Source organism: Lysobacter niastensis (genome assembly GCF_015453285.1).
Lineage (GTDB): Bacteria > Pseudomonadota > Gammaproteobacteria > Xanthomonadales > Xanthomonadaceae > Lysobacter_J > Lysobacter_J niastensis.
Genome location: NZ_JADLZT010000009.1, coordinates 152408 through 175560, shown reverse-complemented (window position 1 = coordinate 175560; position 23153 = coordinate 152408). Strand labels below are relative to the sequence as shown.

Annotated in this window: 20 protein-coding genes; 5 read left to right on the top strand and 15 right to left on the bottom strand. The window is 67.2% G+C overall.

Annotation, left to right across the window (positions count from 1 at the left end):
- Window positions 1–162: 162 nt before the first annotated feature.
- From IU514_RS16035 to IU514_RS16025, 3 genes are all read left to right on the top strand, one after another.
- Entirely contained in the window at window positions 163–1353 is a 1191-nt protein-coding gene (locus IU514_RS16035) for an acyl-CoA dehydrogenase family protein (RefSeq protein WP_267464047.1), read from the top strand.
- Window positions 1354–1579: 226 nt separating this feature from the next.
- Window positions 1580–6601, top strand: coding sequence for an NAD-glutamate dehydrogenase (locus tag IU514_RS16030; protein ID WP_194932150.1), 5022 nt, complete (start codon window positions 1580–1582; stop codon window positions 6599–6601).
- A gap of 131 nt (window positions 6602–6732) precedes the next feature.
- Window positions 6733–7506 (top strand): NAD kinase, encoded by a 774-nt coding sequence (locus IU514_RS16025; protein WP_194932149.1) that lies wholly within the window; start codon window positions 6733–6735, stop codon window positions 7504–7506.
- Between the two features lie 32 nt (window positions 7507–7538).
- Here IU514_RS16025 and IU514_RS16020 read toward each other — a convergent pair whose 3' ends face one another.
- Complete coding sequence (locus IU514_RS16020) at window positions 7539–8669, bottom strand: alpha/beta fold hydrolase (protein ID WP_194932148.1); 1131 nt, start codon at window positions 8667–8669, stop codon at window positions 7539–7541.
- 127 nt (window positions 8670–8796) lie between these two features.
- On the opposite strand from IU514_RS16020, the gene IU514_RS16015 reads away from it, so the two are divergent.
- Window positions 8797–9702 (top strand): 5'-nucleotidase, encoded by a 906-nt coding sequence (locus IU514_RS16015; protein ID WP_194932147.1) that lies wholly within the window; start codon window positions 8797–8799, stop codon window positions 9700–9702.
- Between the two features lie 3 nt (window positions 9703–9705).
- Here IU514_RS16015 and IU514_RS16010 read toward each other — a convergent pair whose 3' ends face one another.
- From IU514_RS16010 to IU514_RS16000, 3 genes are all read right to left on the bottom strand, one after another.
- On the bottom strand, window positions 9706–10224 hold the full coding sequence (locus IU514_RS16010; protein WP_194932146.1) for a CHRD domain-containing protein: 519 nt from the start codon (window positions 10222–10224) through the stop codon (window positions 9706–9708).
- A gap of 159 nt (window positions 10225–10383) precedes the next feature.
- Window positions 10384–10941, bottom strand: coding sequence for a DUF2939 domain-containing protein (locus tag IU514_RS16005; protein WP_194932145.1), 558 nt, complete (start codon window positions 10939–10941; stop codon window positions 10384–10386).
- Between the two features lie 44 nt (window positions 10942–10985).
- Window positions 10986–12149, bottom strand: a complete 1164-nt coding sequence (locus tag IU514_RS16000) for an MFS transporter (protein ID WP_194932144.1) — start codon at window positions 12147–12149, stop codon at window positions 10986–10988.
- Window positions 12150–12251: 102 nt separating this feature from the next.
- Here IU514_RS16000 and IU514_RS15995 point away from each other — a divergent pair, with 102 nt between their 5' ends.
- Window positions 12252–12638 (top strand): RidA family protein, encoded by a 387-nt coding sequence (locus tag IU514_RS15995; RefSeq protein ID WP_228760789.1) that lies wholly within the window; start codon window positions 12252–12254, stop codon window positions 12636–12638.
- Between the two features lie 9 nt (window positions 12639–12647).
- On the opposite strand, the gene IU514_RS15990 is transcribed toward IU514_RS15995, so the two are convergent.
- The 11 genes from IU514_RS15990 to IU514_RS15940 form a co-directional block, all read right to left on the bottom strand.
- Window positions 12648–13334: a DUF2461 domain-containing protein gene (locus IU514_RS15990; RefSeq protein WP_194932142.1), complete on the bottom strand. Its 687-nt coding sequence runs from the start codon at window positions 13332–13334 to the stop codon at window positions 12648–12650.
- A 28-nt stretch (window positions 13335–13362) separates the two neighbouring features.
- Window positions 13363–14817 (bottom strand): exodeoxyribonuclease I, encoded by a 1455-nt coding sequence (gene sbcB, locus IU514_RS15985; protein ID WP_194932141.1) that lies wholly within the window; start codon window positions 14815–14817, stop codon window positions 13363–13365.
- Between the two features lie 31 nt (window positions 14818–14848).
- Window positions 14849–16225 carry an FAD-dependent oxidoreductase gene (locus IU514_RS15980; protein WP_194932140.1) on the bottom strand — a complete coding sequence of 459 codons (1377 nt, stop codon included), beginning with the start codon at window positions 16223–16225 and terminating at the stop codon, window positions 14849–14851.
- Complete coding sequence (gene kynU, locus IU514_RS15975; RefSeq protein ID WP_194932139.1) at window positions 16215–17489, bottom strand: kynureninase; 1275 nt, start codon at window positions 17487–17489, stop codon at window positions 16215–16217. Before kynU ends, IU514_RS15980 begins: the two co-directional genes overlap by 11 nt.
- 34 nt (window positions 17490–17523) lie before the next feature.
- Entirely contained in the window at window positions 17524–18534 is a 1011-nt protein-coding gene (locus IU514_RS15970) for an amidohydrolase family protein (RefSeq protein ID WP_194932138.1), read from the bottom strand.
- Between the two features lie 15 nt (window positions 18535–18549).
- Window positions 18550–19080: a 3-hydroxyanthranilate 3,4-dioxygenase gene (locus IU514_RS15965; RefSeq protein ID WP_194932137.1), complete on the bottom strand. Its 531-nt coding sequence runs from the start codon at window positions 19078–19080 to the stop codon at window positions 18550–18552.
- Window positions 19081–19084: 4 nt separating this feature from the next.
- Entirely contained in the window at window positions 19085–19519 is a 435-nt protein-coding gene (locus IU514_RS15960; RefSeq protein ID WP_194932136.1) for a RidA family protein, read from the bottom strand.
- Window positions 19516–20187 (bottom strand): carbonate dehydratase, encoded by a 672-nt coding sequence (can, locus tag IU514_RS15955; protein ID WP_194932135.1) that lies wholly within the window; start codon window positions 20185–20187, stop codon window positions 19516–19518. The genes IU514_RS15960 and can overlap by 4 nt, the downstream gene beginning before the upstream one ends.
- Before the next feature lie 4 nt (window positions 20188–20191).
- Window positions 20192–21616 carry an aldehyde dehydrogenase gene (locus tag IU514_RS15950; protein ID WP_194932134.1) on the bottom strand — a complete coding sequence of 475 codons (1425 nt, stop codon included), beginning with the start codon at window positions 21614–21616 and terminating at the stop codon, window positions 20192–20194.
- A 109-nt stretch (window positions 21617–21725) separates the two neighbouring features.
- Complete coding sequence (locus IU514_RS15945) at window positions 21726–22511, bottom strand: SDR family oxidoreductase (RefSeq protein ID WP_194932133.1); 786 nt, start codon at window positions 22509–22511, stop codon at window positions 21726–21728.
- A 3-nt stretch (window positions 22512–22514) separates the two neighbouring features.
- The gene (locus tag IU514_RS15940; protein ID WP_194932132.1) at window positions 22515–23147 is read right to left on the bottom strand and encodes an FMN-binding negative transcriptional regulator; all 633 of its coding nucleotides are present in this window, start codon (window positions 23145–23147) and stop codon (window positions 22515–22517) included.
- Window positions 23148–23153 lie beyond the last annotated feature (6 nt).

Below are 23153 nucleotides of genomic sequence, written 5' to 3'. Positions count from 1 at the left end.
ACAAACCCTTACTGGGGGCCCGCCCGGGATGGTTCGGCTTGCTTTAAAAAACCTTCGACTTATAGCTTTTTTGTGGGGGGGGGGGGGGTTTTTGGGTCATCTTCCAAGGGGGGGCCGGGGTGGGGTTATTCACGCGGCGCGGCTACAATTCGCGGTCTGCAATTGCCCCAATGCCAATTACGAGGTGCCGACGTGGATTTCCGTTTCACCGAAGAGCAGTTGATGATCCAGGATGTGGCCCGCCGCATCGCCCAGGAAAAGATTGCTCCCAGCGCCGAGCATCACGACAAGACCGGCGAGTTCCCGCTAGAGAACATCCGCACCCTCGGCGAGAACGGCCTGATGGGCATCGAGGTGCCGGCCGAGTACGGCGGTGCCGGCATGGACCCGATCAGCTACGTGCTGGCCATGGTCGAGATCGCCGCGGGCGACGCCGCCCATTCGACCATCGTGTCGGTCAACAACTCGCTGTTCTGCAACGGCATCCTCAAGTTCGGCACCGAGGAGCAGAAGCAGCTCTACGTCCGTGCGATCGCCGAAGGCCGAGAGATCGGCGCGTTCGCGCTGACCGAGCCGCAGTCCGGCTCCGACGCCACGGCCATGCGCTGCAAGGCGGTGAAGCAGGCCGACGGCACCTACGTCATCAACGGCAAGAAGAGCTGGATCACCTCCGGCCCGGTCGCCAAGTACATCGTCCTGTTCGCGATGACCGACGCCGACAAGGGCGCGCGTGGCATCACCGCGTTCATGATCGACACCACCAAGGCCGGCTTCCACCGCGGCAAGACCGAGCCGAAGCTCGGCATCCGCGCTTCGGCCACCTGCGAGATCGAGTTCACCGATTACGTCGCCCAGGCCAACGAAGTGCTGGGCCAGGAAGGCGAGGGCTTCAAGATCGCGATGAGCGTGCTGGACGCCGGCCGCATCGGCATCGCCAGCCAGGCCATTGGCATCGCCCGCGCCGCCTACGAGAAGACCATCGAGTACGTGAAGGAGCGCAAGGCCTTCGGCGCTGCGATCGGCACGTTCCAGATGACCCAGGCCAAGATCGCCGACATGAAGTGCAAGCTCGACGCGGCGCTGCTGCTGACGCTGCGCGCGGCGTGGCAGAAGGGCCAGTTCGAGCAGGGCGGCGCCCGCTTCAGCAACGAGGCGGCCATCGCCAAGCTGACCGCCTCCGAGGCAGCGATGTGGATCACCCACCAGGCCGTGCAGATCCACGGTGGCATGGGTTACTCCAAGGAAATGCCGCTGGAGCGCTACTTCCGCGACGCCAAGATCACCGAGATCTACGAAGGCACCAGCGAGATCCAGCGCCTCGTCATCGCCCGCAACGAAACGGGCCTGCGCTGAAGCTGGCTTCCTCGAGCACGCCATGAAACGTTTCGGTTCGTCACGCCCTACCGCCTGCCCTGGGCACCGCGGTGGCGGCTTGCCTCCATCCGACCACCGCAGGGACGGCGCCTGCGATGCGCTCAAAGCATCGCGCCCGGCTTCGTCCGCACTCGATCCGTACTGAACCGTATCTCCCCCGGCCCGCGCGAACGCGCGGGCCTCATTCCATCGGAATTCCGTTCCCATGAGCACCAAACGTAACGCTGCAGCCAAGCCCGCCGCCAAGACGTCGACGGCCAAAGCCGCGTCGGCGAAAGCCGCGCCGGCCCCGAAGGCCAACAACGGCATCGTCTCGCTCGAACCGATCCTCGCCGCCATGCGCAAGCGCCTGCCGAAGGCGCGCCATGCCGAGGCCGAGGCCTTCATCAAGTCCTTCTACAAGCGCATGAGCAGCGACGAGCTGCCGCAGCACAGCGCCGAAGGCTGGGCCTCGCTGGCGACCGACTTCCTCGATTTCGCCCGCGCCCGCAAGCCGGGCACCGCGCTGGTGCGCCTGTTCAACCCGACGGCCAAGAGCGAGGGCTGGGAGTCCACCCACACCGTCGTCCAGGTCGCCAACGACGACATGCCGTTCCTGGTCGATTCGGTGACCATGGCGCTGGCCGAGCAGGGCATCGGCGTGCACGTGCTGGGCCATCCGGTCGTGAAGTTCCAGCGCGACAAGTCCGGCAAGCTGGTCAACGTCGGCGAGGGCGTGCCCGAGTCGCTGATGCACCTGGAGATCGACCGCCAGCCCGCCGAGGCGATGCCGAAGATCCGCAAGGCGGTCGAGGCAGTGCTCGAGGACGTGCGTGCCTCGGTGCGTGACTGGCCGCAGATGCGCGAGAAGATGCTCGCCGTCGCCGAAGACCTCGGCTCGCGCAAGCTGCCGGTCACCGATGAAGGCAAGCGCGAGGCGCAGGAGTTCCTGCGCTGGGCCGCCGACAACCACTTCACCTTCCTCGGTTACCGCGAATACGAAGTCACGGGCAAGGGCGCCGAAGAGGTGCTGAGCGCGGTCAAGAGCAGCGGCCTCGGCCTGATGCGGGGCCAGGACGCCGGCAAGCCGCGCCCGCTGACCTCGCTGGCGGCGCATTACATGCCGCAGTCCGGTTCCGTCGACGCGCTGATCCTGACCAAGACCAATGCCCGCGCGACGGTGCACCGTCCGGGCTACATGGACTACATCGGCGTGCTGAGCTTCGACGCCAAGGGCAAGCCGGTCCGCGAGGAGCGCTTCCTCGGCCTGTACACCTCCAGCGCCTACAACCGTCGCCCGTGGGACATCCCGTTGGTGCGCCAGCGCCACGAGTACGTGATGCAGCAGTCGGGCCTGGCTCCCAACAGCCACAGCGGCAAGGCGCTGCGCCACATCCTGGAGACGCTGCCGCGCGACGAGCTGTTCCAGGCGAACGAAGAGGAACTGCTGCGCACCGCGACCGGCATCCTCGGCCTGCAGGAGCGCGTGCGCAGCAAGCTGTTCCTGCGCCGCGACCGTTACGGCCGTTATTTCTCCGTGCTGGTCTACATCCCACGCGACCGCTTCAACACCGACGTGCGCCTGCGCATCGAGGCCATGCTGAAGAAGGTGCTGCACGGCGAGCACATCGATTCCTCGGTCACGCTCGGCGGCGAGTCGCCGCTGGCGCAGCTGCACCTGATCGTGCGCCCGAAGTCGGGCGAGGCGATCGAGATCGACAACGCCCAGATCGAAGCCGCGCTGGCCGAGATCGTGCGTAATCGCCAGGACGAGCTGCGCGAGCAGCTGGTCGCGCGCCATGGCGAGGAGCGTGGTCTTGCGTTGAGCAGCAGTTACGGCCGCGCCCTGCCGGTCGGCTACATCGAAGAGGTCGGTGCCAGCATCGCCGGCGACGACGTCGAACACCTGGCCGCGCTCAGCGGTCCGGAAGACCTGCGCCTGAGCCTGTACCGCACGCATCGCGGCGAGGGCGGCCTGCGCTTCAAGTTCTACCGCCAGAACGACGACATCCCGCTGTCGGATGCGCTGCCGATGATGGAGAACATGGGCCTGCGCGTGATCACCGAGCACCCGTACCGCCTGGTGGTCAACGACCTGCCGCTGTTCATCCAGGACTTCGAGGTCGAGACCGCCGACCAGAACCTGGACATCGCCAGCCTCGATGCGAACTTCGAGGAAGCCTTCGCCCAGATCTGGCGCGGCAATGCGGAGAATGACGGCTTCAACCGCCTGATCCTGACCGCCAACCTGTCCTGGCGCCAGGTCGCGATGCTGCGCGGCTACTGCAAGTACCTTCTGCAGGTCGGCGTGCCGTTCTCGCAGACCTACGTCGAGGAAACGCTCAACCGCTATCCGCTGCTGGCGCGCCTGCTCGTCGAACTGTTCGAAGCCAAGTTCGATCCGGCCACCGGGCGCGAGAGCAAGGCCGAGATCAAGGCCGGCATGGAAAGCTTCACGCGCCAGTTGCAGGCACTCGCCCGCGGCGACGAGGCCGCGCTGGCCGCGTTGCAGCCGGTCATCGATGCCCGCGCCGGCAAGCGCGAGCAACAGATCGAATCGACGCGCACCTCGCTGAAGGGCCTGTTCGATCGCGTCGCCAGCCTCGACGAAGACCGCATCCTGCGCAGCTTCATCGGCGTGATCGACGCCACGCTGCGCACCAGCTACTACATCCAGTACAAGGATGGCGTCCGTGCCGACGGCGGCCCGGCCGACTACATCAGCTTCAAGTTCGATTCCAGCAAGGTGCCGGATCTGCCGAAGCCGCGTCCGTACCGCGAGATCTTCGTGTACGGCCCGCGCGTGGAAGGCGTGCACCTGCGCTTCGGCCCGGTCGCCCGTGGCGGCCTGCGCTGGTCGGATCGCCGCGAGGACTTCCGCACCGAAGTGCTCGGCCTGGTCAAGGCGCAGATGGTGAAGAACACCGTGATCGTGCCGGTCGGCTCGAAGGGCGGCTTCTTCTGCAAGCACCTGCCGGATCCGGCGGTGAACCGCGATGCCTGGTTCAACGAAGGCGTGGCCTGCTACAAGCGTTTCATCAACGGCCTGCTCGACATCACCGACAACCTGGTCGAGGGCAAGATCGTGCCGCCTTCGAACGTGGTCCGCCATGACGGCGACGATCCGTACCTCGTCGTCGCCGCCGACAAGGGCACCGCGACGTTCTCCGACATCGCCAACGGCATCGCACGCGCGCACGGCTTCTGGCTCGATGACGCGTTCGCGTCGGGTGGCTCGGTCGGTTACGACCACAAGGGCATGGGCATCACCGCCAAGGGCGCCTGGGAGTCGGTCAAGCGCCATTTCCGTGCGATGGGCCGCGACAGCCAGTCGCAGGACTTCACCGTGGTCGGCATCGGCGACATGTCGGGCGACGTGTTCGGCAACGGCATGCTGCTGAGCAAGCACATCCGCCTCGTGGCCGCGTTCGACCACCGCCACATCTTCATTGATCCGAACCCGGATACGGCGAAGACGTTCAAGGAACGCGAGCGCATGTTCAAGCTGCCGCGTTCGAGCTGGGACGACTACGACAAGTCGCTGATCAGCAAGGGCGGCGGCGTGTTCGCGCGCTCGGCCAAGTCGATCCCGCTGTCGGCCGAAGCCAAGGCCGCGCTCGGCATTGACGCCGGCGTAACCGCGCTGAGCCCGGTCGAACTGCTCAGCGCCATCCTCAAGGCGCCGGTCGACCTGCTGTGGAACGGCGGCATCGGCACCTACGTCAAGGCCAGCAGCGAGACCAACGCCGATGTCGGCGACCGCGCCAACAACGCGCTGCGCGTCAACGGCCGCGACCTGCGCTGCAAGGTGGTGGGCGAGGGCGGCAACCTGGGCATGACCCAGCTCGGCCGCATCGAGGCCGCCCATCACGGCGTGCTGCTCAACACCGACTTCATCGACAACTCCGCCGGCGTGGACACCTCCGACCATGAGGTGAACATCAAGATCCTGCTCAACGGCGAAGTGCAGAAGAAGAAGCTGACGCTGCCGGCGCGCAACAAGCTGCTGGCCGACATGACCGACGAGGTCGCGCAGCTGGTGCTCAACGACAACTACCGCCAGAACCAGGCCATCAGCCTGATGGAGCGGATGAGCGTGCACCGCCTGGGCTCCAAGCAGCACTTCATCCGCACGCTGGAGTCGCAGGGCCTGCTCGACCGGCAGATCGAGTTCCTGCCGTCGGATGCCGAGCTTGCCGAGCGCAAGGCACGCGACCAGGGCCTGACCCGTCCGGAGCTGGCGGTGCTGCTGTCGTACTCGAAGATCGTGCTGTTCCAGCAGTTGCTCGACTCCAACGTGCCGGAAGACCCGTACCTGTCGAAGGAACTGGTGCGCTACTTCCCGCAGCCGCTGCAGGCCAAGTACGCCAAGTCGATGGAAGGCCACCGCCTGAAGCGCGAGATCATCGCCACCGCGGTGACCAACTCGATGGTCAACCGCATGGGCGCGACCTTCACGCTGCGCATGACCGAGGACACCGGCCGCACGCCGGCCGAGGTCGCCGAGGCCTACACCATCGCCCGCGAAGCGGTCGATGCGCGCGGCCTGTGGGCGCAGATCGACGCGCTCGACGGCAAGGTGCCCGAGTCCGTGCAGGTCGATGCGCTGCAGGTCATCTGGCACCTGCTGCGTTCGCTGTCGCGCTGGCTGCTGTCGCGTCCGGGCAAGATGCCGGAGATCACCGTCGCGATGGCGCGTTACGGCGACGGCCTGAAGGCCGTGCGCGGTGCCGTGCCGGGCGTTCTGTCGCCGGCCCGCCGCGACGCCTATGCCGCGCGCGTCGCCGAGTGGAAGGGCAAGGGCGTGCCGGCATCGCTGGCCGAGCAGCTCGCCGCACTGCCGCTGCTGGAGTTCGGCTGCGACATCGTCGAGATCGCGCAGGCCCGCAAGCTGTCGCCGGTCGAGGTCGCCCGCGCGTACTTCGAGCTCGGCGCGGCGCTGAACATCCCGTGGCTGTACGAGCAGGTCGAGCAGCTGCCGGTGGACGGCCGCTGGCAGGCACTGGCCCGCGGTTCGCTGCGCGACGAACTGGCCGCGCAGGCGCGGACGCTGGTCTCGCAGATCCTCGGCGACGGCGGCAAGAAGCCGGTCGACGCCAAGGTCGAGGCCTGGCTGAAGCGTGACGACTCCTCGCTGCGCTTCACGCAGTCGATGTTCGCCGACCTGCTGACCCAGAAGTCGCTCGACTATCCGACCTTGTCGGTGGCGGTGCGGCGACTGGCGCAGCTGGCCTCGAGCGGGGCCTGATCGACACGGTGGGCCCGGCGAAAGCCGGGCTCACTGCTTTTGGGGCGGCGGCGCCATGCTGCCGTCACGCGTTGTTTCCCAATCCTGAAACCGGTCCGGGTTATGCTGCGCGCATTCAGCCGGAGCCGCCGATGACCGCGACGCCTCGCATCGCCTTCCTCGCCAGTCCCGCCGACGAAGCGCAACGCGCGCTTGCCGGACTGGTCGCACGCCATGGCCAGCACGAACCCGCCGACGCCGACATCCTGGTCGCGCTGGGCGGCGACGGCTTCATGCTGGCGACGCTGCATCGCCATGGCAGCCTGGGCAAGCCGGTATACGGCATGAAGCTGGGCACGGTCGGTTTCCTGATGAACCATCACGATGGCGATGCCCTGATGGAGCGCCTGCACGCGGCCGAACCCGCGGTGCTGCGACCACTCGAAATGATCGTGCAGACCGAGTCCGGCGCCACCGTGGGCTCACTGGCCTACAACGAGGTCTCGATGCTGCGGCAGACGCGCCAGGCGGCACACCTGCGCATCGACCTCAACGGCGAGACGCGCCTGGACGAGCTGATCTGCGACGGCGTGCTGGTGGCGACACCGGCGGGCAGCACCGCCTACAACTTCTCCGCACACGGCCCGATCCTGCCGCTGGGCGCCAACGTGGTCGCACTGACGCCGATCGCGGCATTCCGTCCGCGACGCTGGCGCGGTGCCGTGCTGAAGGCCGACACGGAAGTGCGCTTCCGCGTGCTCGACCCCTACAAGCGCCCGGTCAGTGCGACCGCCGATTCGCACGAGGTGCGCGACGTGGTCGAGGTGACCATCCGCGAATCGCACGACCGCACCGTGACGCTGCTGTTCGATCCCGAGCACAACCTCGAAGAGCGCATGCTGGCGGAGCAGTTCACCAGCGGCTGACGCGACTTCGCAGCCGAACCAGCCGCGTCCGGTTACTGGCCGTTAGTTCCGCCGTTCGCCCCACCGTCCGCGGCGTCGGCCAACGGGCGCACGTACTGCAACAGGCTGGCGAGCGTCTTGCCCGGCTCCTCCCACGGAATCATGTGCGCCGAGCGCTCGAACCAGACGCCCTGCTTGTAGGGCGCGGCCACGCGCTGCAGCCAGGCTTCTGTGGGCTCCGACGGCGTTGTGTAGTCGTGACGTCCCATGAACATCACCACCGGGATCGGGAAGTCGTGGACGCCCTTGAAGTCCACGTCCAGGAACTCCGGCAGCACGCGACCCAAGGTGAGTTCGCTGCCGAGGTTGATCGCGCAACGGTCCTTGTCCGTGTAATCGGGCGACAGGCGCGGACCGCGGTAGTAGAAGTTCGAATCCTCACGGAACGCAGTCAGGCCGCCATAGAACTGAGGCCACTTGCGGGCGACGATGATGCGCTCGCGGGTGATCGGCGTGCTGCCCGGATACGGGCCGATCGCCTCCATTTCCTTCACGGCTTCGGCATTGCCGCGGGCCCTGGCCTGCGCCAGCCCGTAGTCGTAGCTGATGCGCTCGTTGTCGCGCGTGTTGATGACCTGGCCGATTCCCACGTAGGCGTAGAACAGGTCCGGGCGCTGCAACGCGGCCTTCATGCTGACGATCGTGCCCCAGCTGTGGCCCATCAGGATCAGCTTGCGTTTTCCATACCGCTTGCGCACGTACTCGGCGACCTCGATGGCGTCGTCGACGTAGCGGGAGATGCGGATGGTGCCCGCCACCGACTCCGGTGCGGCTTCGTTATAGGTCTTGCCTGCGCCGCGCTGGTCCCAGTCGACGACGGTGAAGTATTCCTCGAGCGGGCGCTGGAACTGCCACAGGGTCGGCGTCACCGGCGCGGCCGGGCCGCCATGGACGAACAGGATGACCGGGTTGTCGCGGTCCTGGCCGCGAACGGTGAGCCACTGGTCGATGCCGCCGATGCGGGTCTTGTAGGACTCCTGCACCCCTGACGGCGCGACGATTTTCTGCCAGTCCTCAATGATTTCGCGCGCGGGCGCGTAAGCGGAGCGGTCCGGGCAGTCCTGCGCGTGTGCGCCGAAGCAACCGGCGGCGAGCAGCAGTGTGGCAAACAGCGTCTTCTTCATGGGGTCCCCGTTCAAGCCGCCGTTCCGGTGGCGGCACCTGCTACCAGCGATACGGCCAGCGCGACAGCGGTTGCGGTACGCGGCAGACCTGGCAGCGGCGCGGCGCCGGACCGGGCACAATAGCCTCATGCCCGACCGTGATGCCGACCCCCTGATCGTTGCGATCTCCTCCCGGACCCTGTTCGACATGGAGGAAAGCCATGCGCTGTTCGAGCGCGAGGGCATCGAGGCCTATGCGGACTTCCAGCGCTCGCACGAGGATGACCTGCTCGCGCCGGGCGTGGCCTTCCCGCTGGTGCGCAAACTGCTTGCGCTCAACGACGGCGCGCCGTCGGAAGCACCGCGGGTCGAGGTGATCCTGATCTCGCGCAACTCCGCCGACAGCGGCCTGCGCATCTTCAACTCGATCGCGCACCACGGCCTGGCGATCAAGCGGGCGGCCTTCAGCAATGGCGCGCCGCCGTTCCCATACATCCGGCCGTTCAATGCGGACCTGTTCCTGTCGGCCAATGCCGAGGACGTCCGCAGTGCGCTGGCGGCCGGGGTCGCCGCGGCCACGCTGCTGCCCTCCAAAGCGCCACAGCAACGCCACGACCAGCTGCGCATCGCATTCGACGGCGACGCGGTGATCTTCGATGACGAGGGCGAACGTGTGTCACGCCAGGGCGGGCTGGCGGCGTTCACCGAACACGAACGCAGCCATGCCGGCGATCCGCTCTCGGGCGGGCCGTTCCGCGGCTTCCTCGACGCGCTGCATCGCCTGCAGCAGGCGTTCCCGACCGGACAGGCCGCGCCGATCCGCACCGCGTTGGTGACCGCGCGCTCGATTCCCGCGCACGAGCGCGTCATCCGCACCCTGCGCGAGTGGGATATCCGGCTCGACGAGGCACTGTTCCTGGGCGGCCGCGCGAAGGGGCCGTTCCTGGAAGCATTCGGCGCCGACATCTTCTTCGACGATTCCGAGCACAACATCGCCTCGGCGCGTGACCATGTCGCGGCCGGTCATGTGCCGCACGGTGTCGCCAACGGCTGACGCTCAGTGATCGTGGCGGTGGCTGCCCAACTGGCTGCGGATCTCGCCACCTGGGAAAGCGGCGGTGTGCACATTCACATAGGCGGCACCGGCGCGAATCGCGCTGATCAGCTCATCCAGTTCGCCCGCTGCAATGCCTTGTCCGGCCGGACCGATCACATCGGCCGTCGTAATGGTGCCGATGATGACTCCCGGCTGTGCGGGGCAGGCCTGTGTCTGGACGCCGGCGGGCGCGTTACCGAGGTTCGTGCACAGGAACGCTGAGATGCCGCCATTGACGGCCCTCTGTCCAAAGTGGATATGCGCTTGGGTCGGGCTGCCAGTCAGTCCGTCGTACGTCAGTTCGTATTGGATCTCGCTGCCGTTGTTACTGATGCGGGCCCTGAACTCTCCGCTTCCGCCCGTCGATAGCGCCGGCACTTCCTGAGTGCTGACCAGATCGACCTTGAATACCTTGTCTTCCGCTTGCGCTGCCGTGATCGGCAGCATCGCGGCTATCGCCAATAGCGCCTTGAATCTCATAACGTCACCTCGTCCGACGTTGGTACGTGTCGCGCGGACGCTCACGCATCCATCGGACAGACTGGCCCCGGCGGCGTGAGAGGGTGGTGAATCCCGGAGGAATGAAGCTGGCGCAATCGCTGCAGGTGCACCCCTACAAGGCGATTATCGATAACAGAGTCAATCGGTCGCCGCGGCCGCATCGCCCCAGGGCATGCGGATATCGTCCAGCTTCCAGTTCAGCCCATGGCGGTGCAGCACGAACACGACGGGATCGCCGTCGGCGTCATTGATCGTCGCGGTAAAGCGCGAAGGCGATTCGAAGCGATACTTCGCATCGCGCAACAGGTCGGGCGGCGACGCATGCGAATAGCTGTCGCCGCCGATGCCCCCGCCTGTGATGCGATGCCACAGCCCGCGCCCTTCCAGTACCGCACCGATACCGGCCGGCGTGGCGAGCGCATCGATCGCACTGCCAGCGGCGCTGTTGGCCACACCGAGCACGATCGCGGTAATCGGATTGTCCTGTGCGGAGCCGGCGCGACGGGCGATCAGGTCCTCGGCCTGCGCGCGCAGGTTGCTACGCAGGGCAGGGAAGTCGACGTGTTCCGACAGCGCGGCCGAGTCCTGCTTCTGGATCGCCTCGCGGATGGCGTTGACCGTCATGAACGGTCCGGCCGCCAGCCAGCCGAGCAGAGCCAGCATGGCGGCAAGCAACAACGCGATCCCGAGCTTCATTCGACTGCCTCCGTTGGACGAAGGCACAGCATAAACACGGAACCTCAGGATTCGGCAGCAGCGGCTCGCGGCGCCCGCAGTGCCAACGTGTGGGCCAGCAGTGTCGCGATGCCGATCGCTGCACCGGACAGGAAGGCCAGCTCGCCGCCGCCTGCCTGCCATGTCAGCGCTGCGAGTCCAGCGCCGGCGACGCCGCCGATGCCGCCGCTGAAGCCGTACAGCAGCCCCTGTGCGGCGGCCATGTCGCGGCGTACCGGGAACAACTCGGCCATGCGCCGCATGCAACCGGCATGGAATGCGGCGAAGCTCAACGCATGGCCGGTCTGCGCCACGGCCATCCAGGCAAACGAATCCCCGAGCAACGCCACCATCGTCCAGCGCGCCATCGTGGCCAGGATGCATGCGGTCATCAGGCGGTGCGCGCCGAAGCGCTGCACCAGCCTCGGCGCGAGGTAGAACATCGCGATCTCGCACACGACGCCGATCGCCCACAGCATGCCGACGGCGAAGCCGCCATGCCCATGCGCCTGCAGGTGCAGCGTGTAGAAGACGTAGAACGGCCCGAAACCGAGCTGCATGAGCATCGCGGTGAGCAGGAGCCGACGCGCCCCCGGGCGTCGCCACAGCGGTTCGGCGCTCGTCGGCGCAGCTTCCACGGTCGCCGGGCGATCGTTGCGATGCAGCCAGGCGGCGAATACGGTCAGTGCCAGCCATGGCAGGGTGAGCCACACGAACGCGTCATTGCCGAGACGGTCCAGCAGCCAGCCGTACGTGCCGGCAACGATCAGGAAACCGATCGAGCCCCACATGCGGATGAGGCCGTAGTCGTGGTTGCGCTGCCCGAGTGCCGACAGCGTCATGGCCTCGAACTGCGGCATCACCGCGTTGAAGAACACACCGAACCAGGCCATCGTGACGAACAGCATCATGCCCGCGTCGAAGCCCGCGAAGGCGGCGAAGCCCAGCAGCGACAACACGCATCCGGCTACCAGCCAGTGCCCCGGTGACGGACTGCGCGCGCTCATCCGCGCCCAGGTCGGCGGCGCGACGATACGGCCGCCATACCACAGCGCCAGCATCGCGCCGACGACATAACCGCTGTGACCGTTGGCCGCCACCCAGCGGCCGACATAGGGTGTGTAGGCCCCCAGCGCGCCGTAATAGCCAAGATAGAACAGCGCGTAGCGGCGGAAGTCGGCGGGGGACAAGCGGGCGCCCTGGGAGTGGGGAACGCGAATTATGAGGCCTGATGCGGGCTTCATCGGCGGCGTGCTCGAATGAATCCGCCAGGGCAGGACCGGAGTGCAGTCATGAGCGAACGCCAGAACGTGTCGACCGGCAGCCCGTACGAGCCGGCGTTTGGTTTTTCCCGCGCAGTGCGCATCGGCAACGTCATCTCGGTCGCCGGTACCGCCCCGCTGGCGCCGGACGGCAAAACCGTGGCTGTGGGCGATGCGGCCGCCCAGATGCGGCGCTGCCTGGAAATCTCGCGCCTCGCCATCGAGCAGCTCGGCGGCGGCATGGAGAACGTCATCCGCACGCGCACGCTGCTGACGCGGATCGAAGACTGGGAAGCCGTGGGCAAGGTCCACGGCGAAGTGTTCGGCTCCATCCGGCCGGTGAACACCGTGGTCCAGGTCGTGCGCTTCATCGATCCGGAATGGCTGGTCGAGACCGAAGTCGATGCCGTGCTGTGACGGCTTGCGTCAGAACTCCAGGTCCAGCGCCGCGCACAGGTAGTCGGTGAACGGGCCGAGTCCCGTCAGGTCGGTCTCCAGCGACTTCAGCAGCCGCGGCCCGGTCATGGTTGCGTCGTCGATGGCGCGAAGCGCGACGAAGTTCTTGCGCTTGAGGTCGTCCGCGAACTCGAAGTCGTCCGGGAATCCACGCGGCATGCGCGTCAGCGTCTCGCTGTCGTCCAGGTCGAAGCGGCGGCGGAACTTCGACTCGTGCGCCGCCGCCTTCCAGCTGCCGGGATTGTCGAGGATGAAATGGCGCACACGCCGCAGCGTCTCCGGTTGCGGGTGCCACAGGCCTGCGCCGATGAAGCAGTTGCCGGGCTGCACGTGCAGGTAGAACGACGGTGCCTCGACTTGGCGACCGCGCTCGTGGAACAGGCGCGCGCCCTGCCAGGACTTGTACGGCGTCTTGTCGTTGGCGAAGCGGGTGTCGCGCTGGATGCGGAACATCGAACCGCCCACGCCCTTGGGTTCGGAGCGGTAGTGTTCGCTGACCTGCCGCAACACCGGCTGCAGGTCGGTGAGCAGGTGCTGGAACGGTTCCTTCACGTGCGCGTCGTAGTCGCCCTTGTGCGCATGGAACCATTCGCGGTCGTTGTTGCGCGCCAGGCCCCGAAGGAAGCGGAAGCTGGCGTCGCTGAAGTACGTGCTCATGAAGACGTGCTCATCGAAAGCGGGCGGCTCAGGTCGCCGGTTCCATCAACTCGGTGCCGATCTCGCGGCCCCAGGCCTCCAGGCGGTCGAGCAGGGCGAGTTTTCCGTCATCGGCCGTGTGCGCGGCGCGAAGCGCGGCGATTTCGGCATGGAAGCGGTCGAAGCTGTACTCGGAACGCCCGGATTCGCCGCACAGGCGCTGGCGGCGGTAGTCGTCCCAACGGTCGCGCTCTTCGTTGGTCAGCGTGTCCGGCCAGTTGCGGGCTCGATAACGGAACAGCAGTTCCGGTAGGCGCGCATCGCGGAAGCCGAACTCGCGCTGGCCAAGCACCTGCGGCGGCGTGGTGCGCACCTGCGCGAACAGGCGCTTGTCGCCATCGCCGATGAAACTGTCGTAGAGCGATGCGTCCACGTCCGACGGCTGCCGGGCGCGATCGCTGCGGAACACGCAGCGCGCCTTCTCCACCAGGTCGGGGCCGGCGTCGCGGATGATGGCTGCGCGGCGCTCGGCCTGGGCCGGGTCGATGCGCAGGCGCTCGAAGTCAGGCGCACGCAGATGCTCCCAGGCGATCAGGGCGGGGCAGCGATTGAGATGGATCTCCTTCAGCGCGATGCGCTGTTCGCCTTCGGGCAGGTCCGCGGCCGGGGTATACAGGCGATCGGCGATCTCGTCCGCGTCCATGCGCAGCAGCGCCTCGGGGTCCTGGTCGAGGTCGAACACGATCACGCGGCTGTCGATGCGCGGATGGCGCGCGACTGGAATCACTGCGGCAGAGCACAGGCGGCTGGCCGGGAAGCGCTGTGAGACATGCAGCACCGGCGTCATCGCCACGACGTCGAGCATGCTCGCCGCGAAGCGCTTGTCGCGAAGGCGCAGCGCGTACTCCCACAGCCGCGGTTGTGCGGACTTGAGCTTGCGAGCCAACCCGATCAGCGCCCGCACGTCGGAAAGCGCCTCGTGGGCGTCGCCCTCGCGCACCCCGTTCGCTTCGGCAAGGTGCTCCAGCTTGAACGAGGTCGCGCCGTCCTCGCGCTTGGGCCACCAGATGCCGTCCGGACGCAGCGCGTGCGCCAGACGCAGCACGTCGAGCAGATCCCAGCGGGAGTTGCCGCCGCGCCATTCGCGCTCGTAGGCATCGTAGAAGTTGCGGAACAGGCCGTAGCGGACAAACTCGTCGTCGAAGCGCAGCGAGTTGTAACCGAGGCTGCAGGTTTCCGCTCGCGACATCTCGTCGAAGATCAGCGCGAATGCGGCGGCTTCGCTCATGCCTTCGCGCAGCGCGTGCTGCGGGGCGATGCCGGTGATCAGCGTGGCGGCCGGCGAGGGCAGCAGGTCGTCGGCCGGTTGGACGAAGATGCTGATCGGTTTTTCGATCTGGTTCAGTTCGGCATCGGTGCGGATCGCCGCGAACTGGGCGATCCGCGTCGTGCGCGGGTCGGCACCGAAGGTTTCCAGGTCGTAGAAGAGGAAGCTGGCCGGCATGCGATGGAATCCTTCCGTCAGGAACGCAGGCTCATGCGCCCACCTGCAAGGGCGAAAGACGCTCATGTACGGTCGCGTCGACCTGGGCCCAGTCCAGCGTGTCGAGCGAGTGATGACCGCGGGTCAGTTCGACGAGCAGTTCGCGCTGCTGGCGGCCACGCTCGTAGGCGGTGGCGTAGGGCAGGCGCTGGAACGTGACCATCGAGTAGCGCGGCATGAACCGTTCCGGGTGACGTTCGGCCAGCGCGCGTTCGAGGGCGCGCTGCAACAAATAGTCGTCATCGTCGACGCGATCGCGCATTTCGAGGTAGTTCTCCAGCGCCATCGCCTGGATGGCGCGGGCGTTGGGCAGGCGCTCGGCCTGGAATGCGGCAAACGCAGCGGCACGATCGGGCTGCCGATCCAAATGCTCTGCGAGCGCGACGCAATCCTCGAACGCGCAGTTCATGCCCTGGCCGTGGAACGGCACCATGGCGTGCGCGGCGTCGCCCACCAGCACCGCGCGGTCGTCCAGGTGCCAGCTGTCGAGGTACAGCGTGGCCAGCAGGCCGGCCGGATTGCGCTCGAAGTCGCGCTCCAGGTTCGGGATCAGCGGCACCGCATCGGCGAAGTCGCGTTCGAACAGCGCACGCGCCTCGGCGCCGTTGCGCACCGTGGCGAAACTCGGGTCGCCTTCGTTGGGCAGGAACAGCGTGACCGTGAAGGTGCGCTCGTCGTTGGGCAGGGCGATGCACATGTAACGGCCGCGCGGCCAGATGTGCAGCGCGTTGGGTTCGATGCTGAAGCCGCCATCGGCAGCAGGCGGGATCTCCAGTTCCTTGTAGGAATGGCCGAGGAACTCGGTGCGTTCGCCGAGTTCGGTCTGCGATGCCATCGCGCCGCGCAGCGCCGAACCGGCACCGTCGGCGCCCACCAGCGAGACGAAGCCGGCCGTGTGCGTGCTGCCATCGCGTGGATCGGTGAAGGTGGCGGTGCGGGCGTCGAAGTCGACCGACGCCAGGCCGCGGTCGAAGTGCAGGTGGGCACCGGCGCGCTCGGCGATGTCGAGCAGGATGACGTTGAGCTCGCCGCGGTGCACCGACCAGATGACCTCGCTGTCGTCGCGACCGTAGCGCTGGAGGTCGGTGCGGCCGTCAAGGAAGTGCACCATGCGGCCGCGCATCATCACCGCCTGCGCCATCACCGCATCGTCGGCACCGGCCAGGCGCAGCGCATGGCGCCCGCGTTCGGCCAGTGCGAGGTTGATCGAGCGGCCACCTCCATAGCCCTTGAGGCGCGGATCGCCGCGCTTCTCGTAGACATCGACCTGCCAGCCGCGCCTGGCCAGCAAAGTCGCGAGCACCGCGCCAGCCAGGCCGGCGCCGATCAGGGTGATGTGGCGGTTGCTGTCCTGCGGGTTATGCGGCATTGCGCCAGTCCTCGACCGTGCGCACGAAACGCAGCACGTCGCTGTAGGTGTTGTAGAGCGGGGCGGGAGAGATGCGGATCACGTCGGGTTCGCGCCAGTCGCCGAGCACGCCGCGGCTGGCCAGGTATTCGAACAACGCACGGCCACGTTCGCGTCCACCGTTCACGCGCAGCGAGAGCTGGCAGCCCCGGCGTTCGGGTTCGGCGGGCGTGACCACCTGCAGCGTATCGGCCAGACGCTGCTGGATCAGCGATTCGAGGTAGCCGGTGATCTGCAGCGACTTGGCGCGCACGGCATGCATGCCCACCTGGTCGAACAGGTCCAGCGATGCGCGCAGCGGTGCCAGTCCGAGGATCGGCGGGTTGCTGAGCTGCCAGCCATCGGCGCCCGGCGTCGGCACGAACTCGGCGCCCATGCGGAAGCGCGTGTCGACGTTGTGTCCCCACCAGCCGGCGAAACGCGGCCGATCCGAGCGCGCGTGGCGCTCGTGCACGAAGCAGCCGGCGACGGCGCCCGGACCGCTGTTGAGGTACTTGTAGTGGCACCACACCGCGAAGTCGGCGTCGCTGTCGTGCAGCGCCAGATCGAGGTTGCCGACGCCGTGCGCCAGGTCGAAACCGCACATCGCGCCCTGCGCATGCGCCAGTCGCGCGATCTCCTTCAGGTCGAAGGCCTGGCCCGTGCGGTACTGCACGCCGGGCCACAGCACCAGCGCGAGGCGCGGGCCGTGCTCGGCGATGGCGCGTTCGATCGCCGCCATCGAGAACGTGCCGTTCGGCTCGTCAGGCTCGAGTTCGATCAGGTCGGTCGCGGGGTCGAAACCATGGAAGGCGACCTGCGAGGCCATCGCGTGGCGATCCGACGGGAATGCACCAGCCTCCATCAGGATCGCCGGACGCTGCGCGGTCGGGCGGTAGAAGCTGACCATCATCAGGTGCAGGTTGACGGTCAGCGTGTTCATCGCGACCACTTCGACCGGCTTGGCGCCGACGAGGCGCGCGAGCGGCTCGCGCACCAGTTCGTGGTACGACAACCACTGCGCCTGTCCGGTGAAATGGCCTTCGACGGCGTCGAAGGCCCATTTGTCGAGCACCTCTTCGACATGCGCACGTGCGCCGCGCGGCTGCAGGCCGAGCGAGTTGCCGACGAAATAGGCCTGGTCGGCGCCATCGTGCTGCGGAATGAGGAACTGCGAGCGCAGGGCGCGCAGCGGGTCGGCGGCGTCGAGCGCGCGCGCGTGGTCGTCGGAGTAGAGGTGCGTCACTGAATCAGTTCTCTTTGCGGGACTTCACTCGCGCTCATGCGAAGCGCGAGAGCGGCAGGCCGAGCCATTCCAGCGCGGTGCCGTGGTAGAGACGGGACTGCTGCTCGGACGTCAGCGTCAGCGCGGCGATGCCGGAACCGGGCTCCTGCTCGCCGAGCGGGAACGGATAGTCGGTGCCGAGCATCACGCGGTCCACGCCGCAGGTGTCGAGCAGGTACTGCAACGCACGCGGATCGGCGACCCACGAGTCGAAGTACATGCGGCTGAGGTATTCACGTGGATTGCGCGGATTGTCGGTGGCCACCAGGTCCGGGCGCATGTTGAAGCCGTGCTCGATGCGGCCGATCGTGTACGGGAAGCTGCCGCCGCCGTGGGCCATGCAGACCTTGAGATTGGGGATCCGCTCCAGCACGCCGCCGAACACTAGGCAGCAGGCCGCACGCGACTGCTCGGCCGGCATGCCGACCAGCCAGGGCAGCCAGTACTTCGGCATCGAGGCCGCACCCATCATGTCCCACGGGTGCACGAGGATCGCCGCGCCGAGTTCGCCCGCCGCCTGGAAGAACTCGAACAGCTCCGGCGCGTCGAGGTTCCAGTCGTTGATGTGGCTGCCGATCTGCACGCCCTGCAGGCCGAGCTGGTCCATGCAGCGCTCCAGCTCCTGGATGGCGAGCCGCGGCGACTGCAGCGGCACGGTGCCGATCCCCGCGTAATGCCGCGGATAGTCGCGGCAGGTCTCCGCCATGTGCTCGTTCAGCGCCTGGTGCAGCTCCAGCGCATGGTGCGGCTTGGCCCAGTAGCTGAACATCACGGGCACGGTGCTGATGACCTGCACCTGCACGCCGAAACGGGCGTAGTCGTCGATGCGCTCCTGGGCGTCCCAGGTCTTGGACCAGATCTCGCGGAAGAACTTGCCGTCCTTGTAGATACGGTGACGGCCGTCCTCGGTGTGGTGAATCACCGGAAAGCGGTCGTCGCCGTACTTGCGCGCCAGGTTGGGCCAGTCGCGCGGGAGGTAATGGGCGTGGGTGTCGATCTTCAGCATGCGGTCGTGAGGCTCTCAGGTGTCCGGCATCACGTATTTCGCGGGCGCGGGGTTCAGGTGGCCGCATTCCTTGCAGGTGCGGTGCTCGCGCGAGGAGTAGAAGCGGTCGAACACGACCGGAAAATCGGTCTCGATGTTCTTCAGCGGAAAGAACTCCTCGTACAGCTTGTGGTTGCACTGCTCGCAGAACCACAGGAGGCCATCGAGCTCATCCGGCAGGCGCCGGCGTTCGATCACCAGGCCGACCGAGTCGGGCATGCGCTGCGGCGAGTGCGGCACGCGCGGCGGCAGCAGGAAGGTCTCGCCGGCGCGGATCGGGATGTCGCGGACCGCTCCATCTTCCTGGATGCGCAGCACCATCTCGCCTTCGAGCTGGTAGAACCACTCGGCACCCTCGTCCCAATGGTAGTCGGTGCGCTGGTTGGGGCCGCCGACCACCATCACGATGAAGTCGCCCAGATAGACCACCTTGTTGCCGACAGGCGGCTTGAGCAGATGGCGGTGTTCCTCGATCCAGGCCTGCAGGTTGAGCGGGGCGGGCAGCATGGGCTTACTCCGGTTTGTTGCGCACGACGGCGACGCACTTGAGTTCGATCGCGATCGGCGTCGGCAGGGACGTGATGCCCAGCGTCGTCCGGCAGGGCGCCGTGTCGATATCGGGGAAGTATTCGGCCCACACGGCGTTGTAGATCTTGAAGTCGTGCGCCATGTCCGTGAGGTAGACAGTGACGTCCACGAGGTCCTCCCAGCGCGCGCCGCTGGCTTCCAGTACCGAGCGCACGTTGGCGAACACCGCGCGGCACTGCGCGTCGATGTCGTAGCTGATCAGGTAGCCCTGTGCGTCGTGGACGTTGCCCACGATCGCGTTGCTGGCGGCATCGCGCGGTCCGATCCCGGACAGGAACAGCAGGTCGCCGACGCGACGGGCATGCGGGTAGAGGCCCACCGGGCGGGGGGCATTTCCGGTGCGGATCACATCGCTCATCGCGGCGAGTCTCCCTTGTATCCGTTGACGCGGGCCACGGCCTGCGCGTACAGGCCATCCAACGCTTCGTAGGCGTCAACGTTGATGCCCATGTCGTGGACCAGGCCGTTGCGCAGGCTGTAGACCCAGCCGTGCACCGACAGCTCCTGACCGCGCGCCCAGGCGTCGCGGACGATCGTGGTGAGGCAGACGTTCTGCACCTGTTCGATCACGTTGAGCTCGCACAGGCGGTCGTGGCGCTCGCTCTCGTCAGCGTTGCTCAGGCAATTGCCGTGCTTGTCGGCGACGTCGGTGACGTGTCGTAGCCAGTTGTCGGCCAGGCCAACACGCTTGCCGTGCAGCGAGGCGTGCACGCCGCCGCAGCCGTAGTGGCCAACGACGAGGATGCGCTTCACCTTGAGCACGTCCACGGCGAACTGGATCACCGACAGGCAGTTGAGGTCGGTGTGGACGACGACGTTGGCGATGTTGCGGTGGACGAAGACCTCGCCCGGTGCCATGTCGATGATCTGGTTGGCCGGCACGCGGGAGTCCGAGCAGCCGATCCACAGATATTCGGGTGCCTGCTGCTTGGACAGGCGCTGGAAGAAGTCCGGATCCTCGCGGTTGATCCGCTCGGACCATTCGCGGTTGTTCTTCAGCAGGAGATCAAGGGGGCCGGTGGTCATTGCGTCATCCCAGGTGCAGGCCGACGTTCTTGGCGTCGGTGAAGAATCGCATGGCCTCCATGCCACCTTCGCGTCCCAGGCCCGACGCGCCGACACCGCCGAACGGCGTGCGCAGGTCGCGCTGCAGCCAGGTGTTCACCCAGACCATGCCGCTGTGCAGCTGAGCGGCGAGGCGGTGGGCGCGATTGAGGTCGCGGGTCCAGATCGAAGCGGCCAGGCCATATTCGCCGGCATTGGCGAGCGCCAGGGCTTCGTCGTCGCTGTCGAACGGCTGCAACGTCACTACTGGTCCAAAGATTTCGTCGCGGTTGCTCGCGCAATCCGGACCGAGCCCTTCGATTACCGTGGGCGAGACGAACCAGCCGGGGCGGTCCAGTGCCTGGCCGCCGCACAGCACGCGGCCGCCTTCTTCGCGGGCACGGCGCAGCGCGCCGGTGACCTTGTCGAAGTGCGCCTGCGAGACCAGCGGGCCGAGCTGGTTGTCCTCGTCGATCGGGTCGCCGACACGCAGCGAGTTCGCGCGCTCGACCAGGGCATCGCGGAACTCGCTGTAGATGCGGCGTTCGACCAGGATGCGCGAACCGCACAGGCAGATCTGGCCGGAGTTCTGGAATGCCGAGCGCACGAGCGTGTCGATGTGTTCGCGCCATTGGCTGTCGGCGAACACCAGCGTCGGATTCTTGCCGCCAAGCTCCAGCGAGACCTTCTTGAGCAGCGGGCTGGCCAGCGACGCGATGCGGCGCCCGACCGGCGTGCTGCCGGTGAACGAGACCGCCTTGACGCGCGGATGCACCACCAGCGGCTCACCCACGTCCGGGCCGAGACCGTGGACGATGTTGAGCACGCCCTTCGGGAAGCCGATCTGAGCGGCGAGTTCGCCTAGCATCGTCGCCGTGACCGGAGTGACTTCGGAAGGCTTTGCGACCACGGTATTGCCCGCAGCCAGGGCCGGCGCGATCTTCCACGTGAACAGGTACAGCGGCAGGTTCCACGGCGAGATCGTCGCAACCACGCCGAGCGGCTGGCGCAACGTGTAATTCAGGCCGGCCTGGCCGTGGTGCGACTCGCTGGCGAACTGCGTAGCGGCGTGCGCGAAGAAGCGCAGGTTGCTCACTGCGCGCGGAATCTCGGCTTCGCGTGCGAGCTTGATCGGCTTGCCGCCGTCGCGCGATTCGGCGTGGGCAAAATCGTCGAGGCGCGCTTCAAGCGCAGTGGCGAGTTTTTCCAGCCACTGCGCGCGTTCGCTGTTGGGCAGCGCCGACCAGGCGGGCAGGGCGGCTTCGGCGGCGGCCACTGCCGCCTCGACATCCTGCGCATTTCCCTGCGCGACCTCGGCGAACGGCTTGCCATTCGCGGGGTCGAAAACTTCGATCCAGCGGCCCGATGCGGGCTCGCGGGATTCACCGGCGATGAAGTGATTGAGACGCATCAGCCTAGCTTAGCAGCCGTGGCGGCCCGTGCCCGCACGTATGTTTTTGCCGCCGCGACCCTTCGCCGCTCGTCGTGAGCGCAGGCGCGCCAGCGCCGATGTCGAAGGACTACAGCGACCGCGTGCGCCCGCCGTCCACCGGCAGGTTTACGCCGGTGATGTACGACGCAGCCGGCGAGCACAGGAACGCGATCGCCGCGGCCGTCTCCTCGGGACGGGCGAAGCGGCGCATCGGGATCTCGCCGACCATCTTCTCGAACACTTCCTCGCGGCTGCGCCCGGTCTTGCTGGCGGTGTTGCCGATGATCTGCTCGATGCGCGGCGTCTCGGTGGAACCCGGCAGCACGTTGTTGACAGTGATGCCCTTCGCGGCGACCTCGGTGGCCAGCGTCTTGGCCCAGCTCGCCACCGCCCAGCGCGTGGTGTTGGACACGCCCAGGCCCTGCAAGGGCTCCTTCACCGACGTGGAGATGACGTTGACGATGCGGCCGTAGCCGTCGCGCTCCATGCCGGGAATGACCGCCTCGGCGAGGACATGGTTGGCGATGAGGTGCTGGCGGTAAGCGGCTTCGAACGCAGGGATCTGGGCGCCATGCACGGTGCCCGGCGGCGGGCCGCCGCTGTTGTTGACCAGGATGTGCACCGGCTTGGCGGCCACCAGTGCCTCGACCTTGGCTCGCAACGCGCCGGTGTCGGCACTGTCGGCCGAGATCCAGCCATGCACCTGTCCAGCGCGCGCGGGCAGACCGCCGGCGAGGTCGCGAAGCACTTCCTCGCGTCGCGCCAGCAGGGTCACGTCGGCGCCGAGTTCGGCCAGCGCGCGAGCGGCGGCCAGGCCGATGCCTTGGCTCGCGCCGCAAACGAGGGCGTGCTTGCCGGTCAGGTCGAGATCCATGGTTCAGTCTCCTGTAGGGGATGTATTGCGCTCGCGCATCAGCGCGGCGACGTCGCGGCTGTCGTCGCGCTGCTGCCGTGCGAGCCGGTCGGCGACGGCTTCGCGATTGGCCGACGGGTGGTTCTGGTTGAGCTTGAACTTCAGCTCGATGCGCTCAGCGACCAGGCGGAAGCCGATGATCCCGCGCAGTTGGCGGCGGTGGTCGTCGCGCTCGAACTCGAAGCGCCAGTCGCCTGCGACGGCGGCTTCGTGTTGCCGGGTGAGACCGTCGACGACGGCGGCCAGCGATGCCTCATCGTCGAAGGTTTCAAGCGAGCCGTGCAGGTGCGCCACCGCGTAGTTCCAGGTGGGAACGCGGGCTGCTTCTTCCTTGTCCGGATACCAGCCAGGCGAAACATACGCATGCGGGCCGTGGAAGATCGCCGTTGCCGCACCGGCATGGCGCGCCTGCGGATTGGGCCGGGCCCAGTGGCCGATCAGTTCGACCCGGTCGCCGTCGCGGCGATACAGCACCGGTAGGTGGTTGACGGTCGGTGCACCGTCGTGGACGGTGATCAGCGTGATGAAACTGTCCTGCGCCGCGAGCCGGTCGAGTGCGGCCAGGTCGGACTCGGCGAAGGCGCGCGGCAGGTACATGGAGTC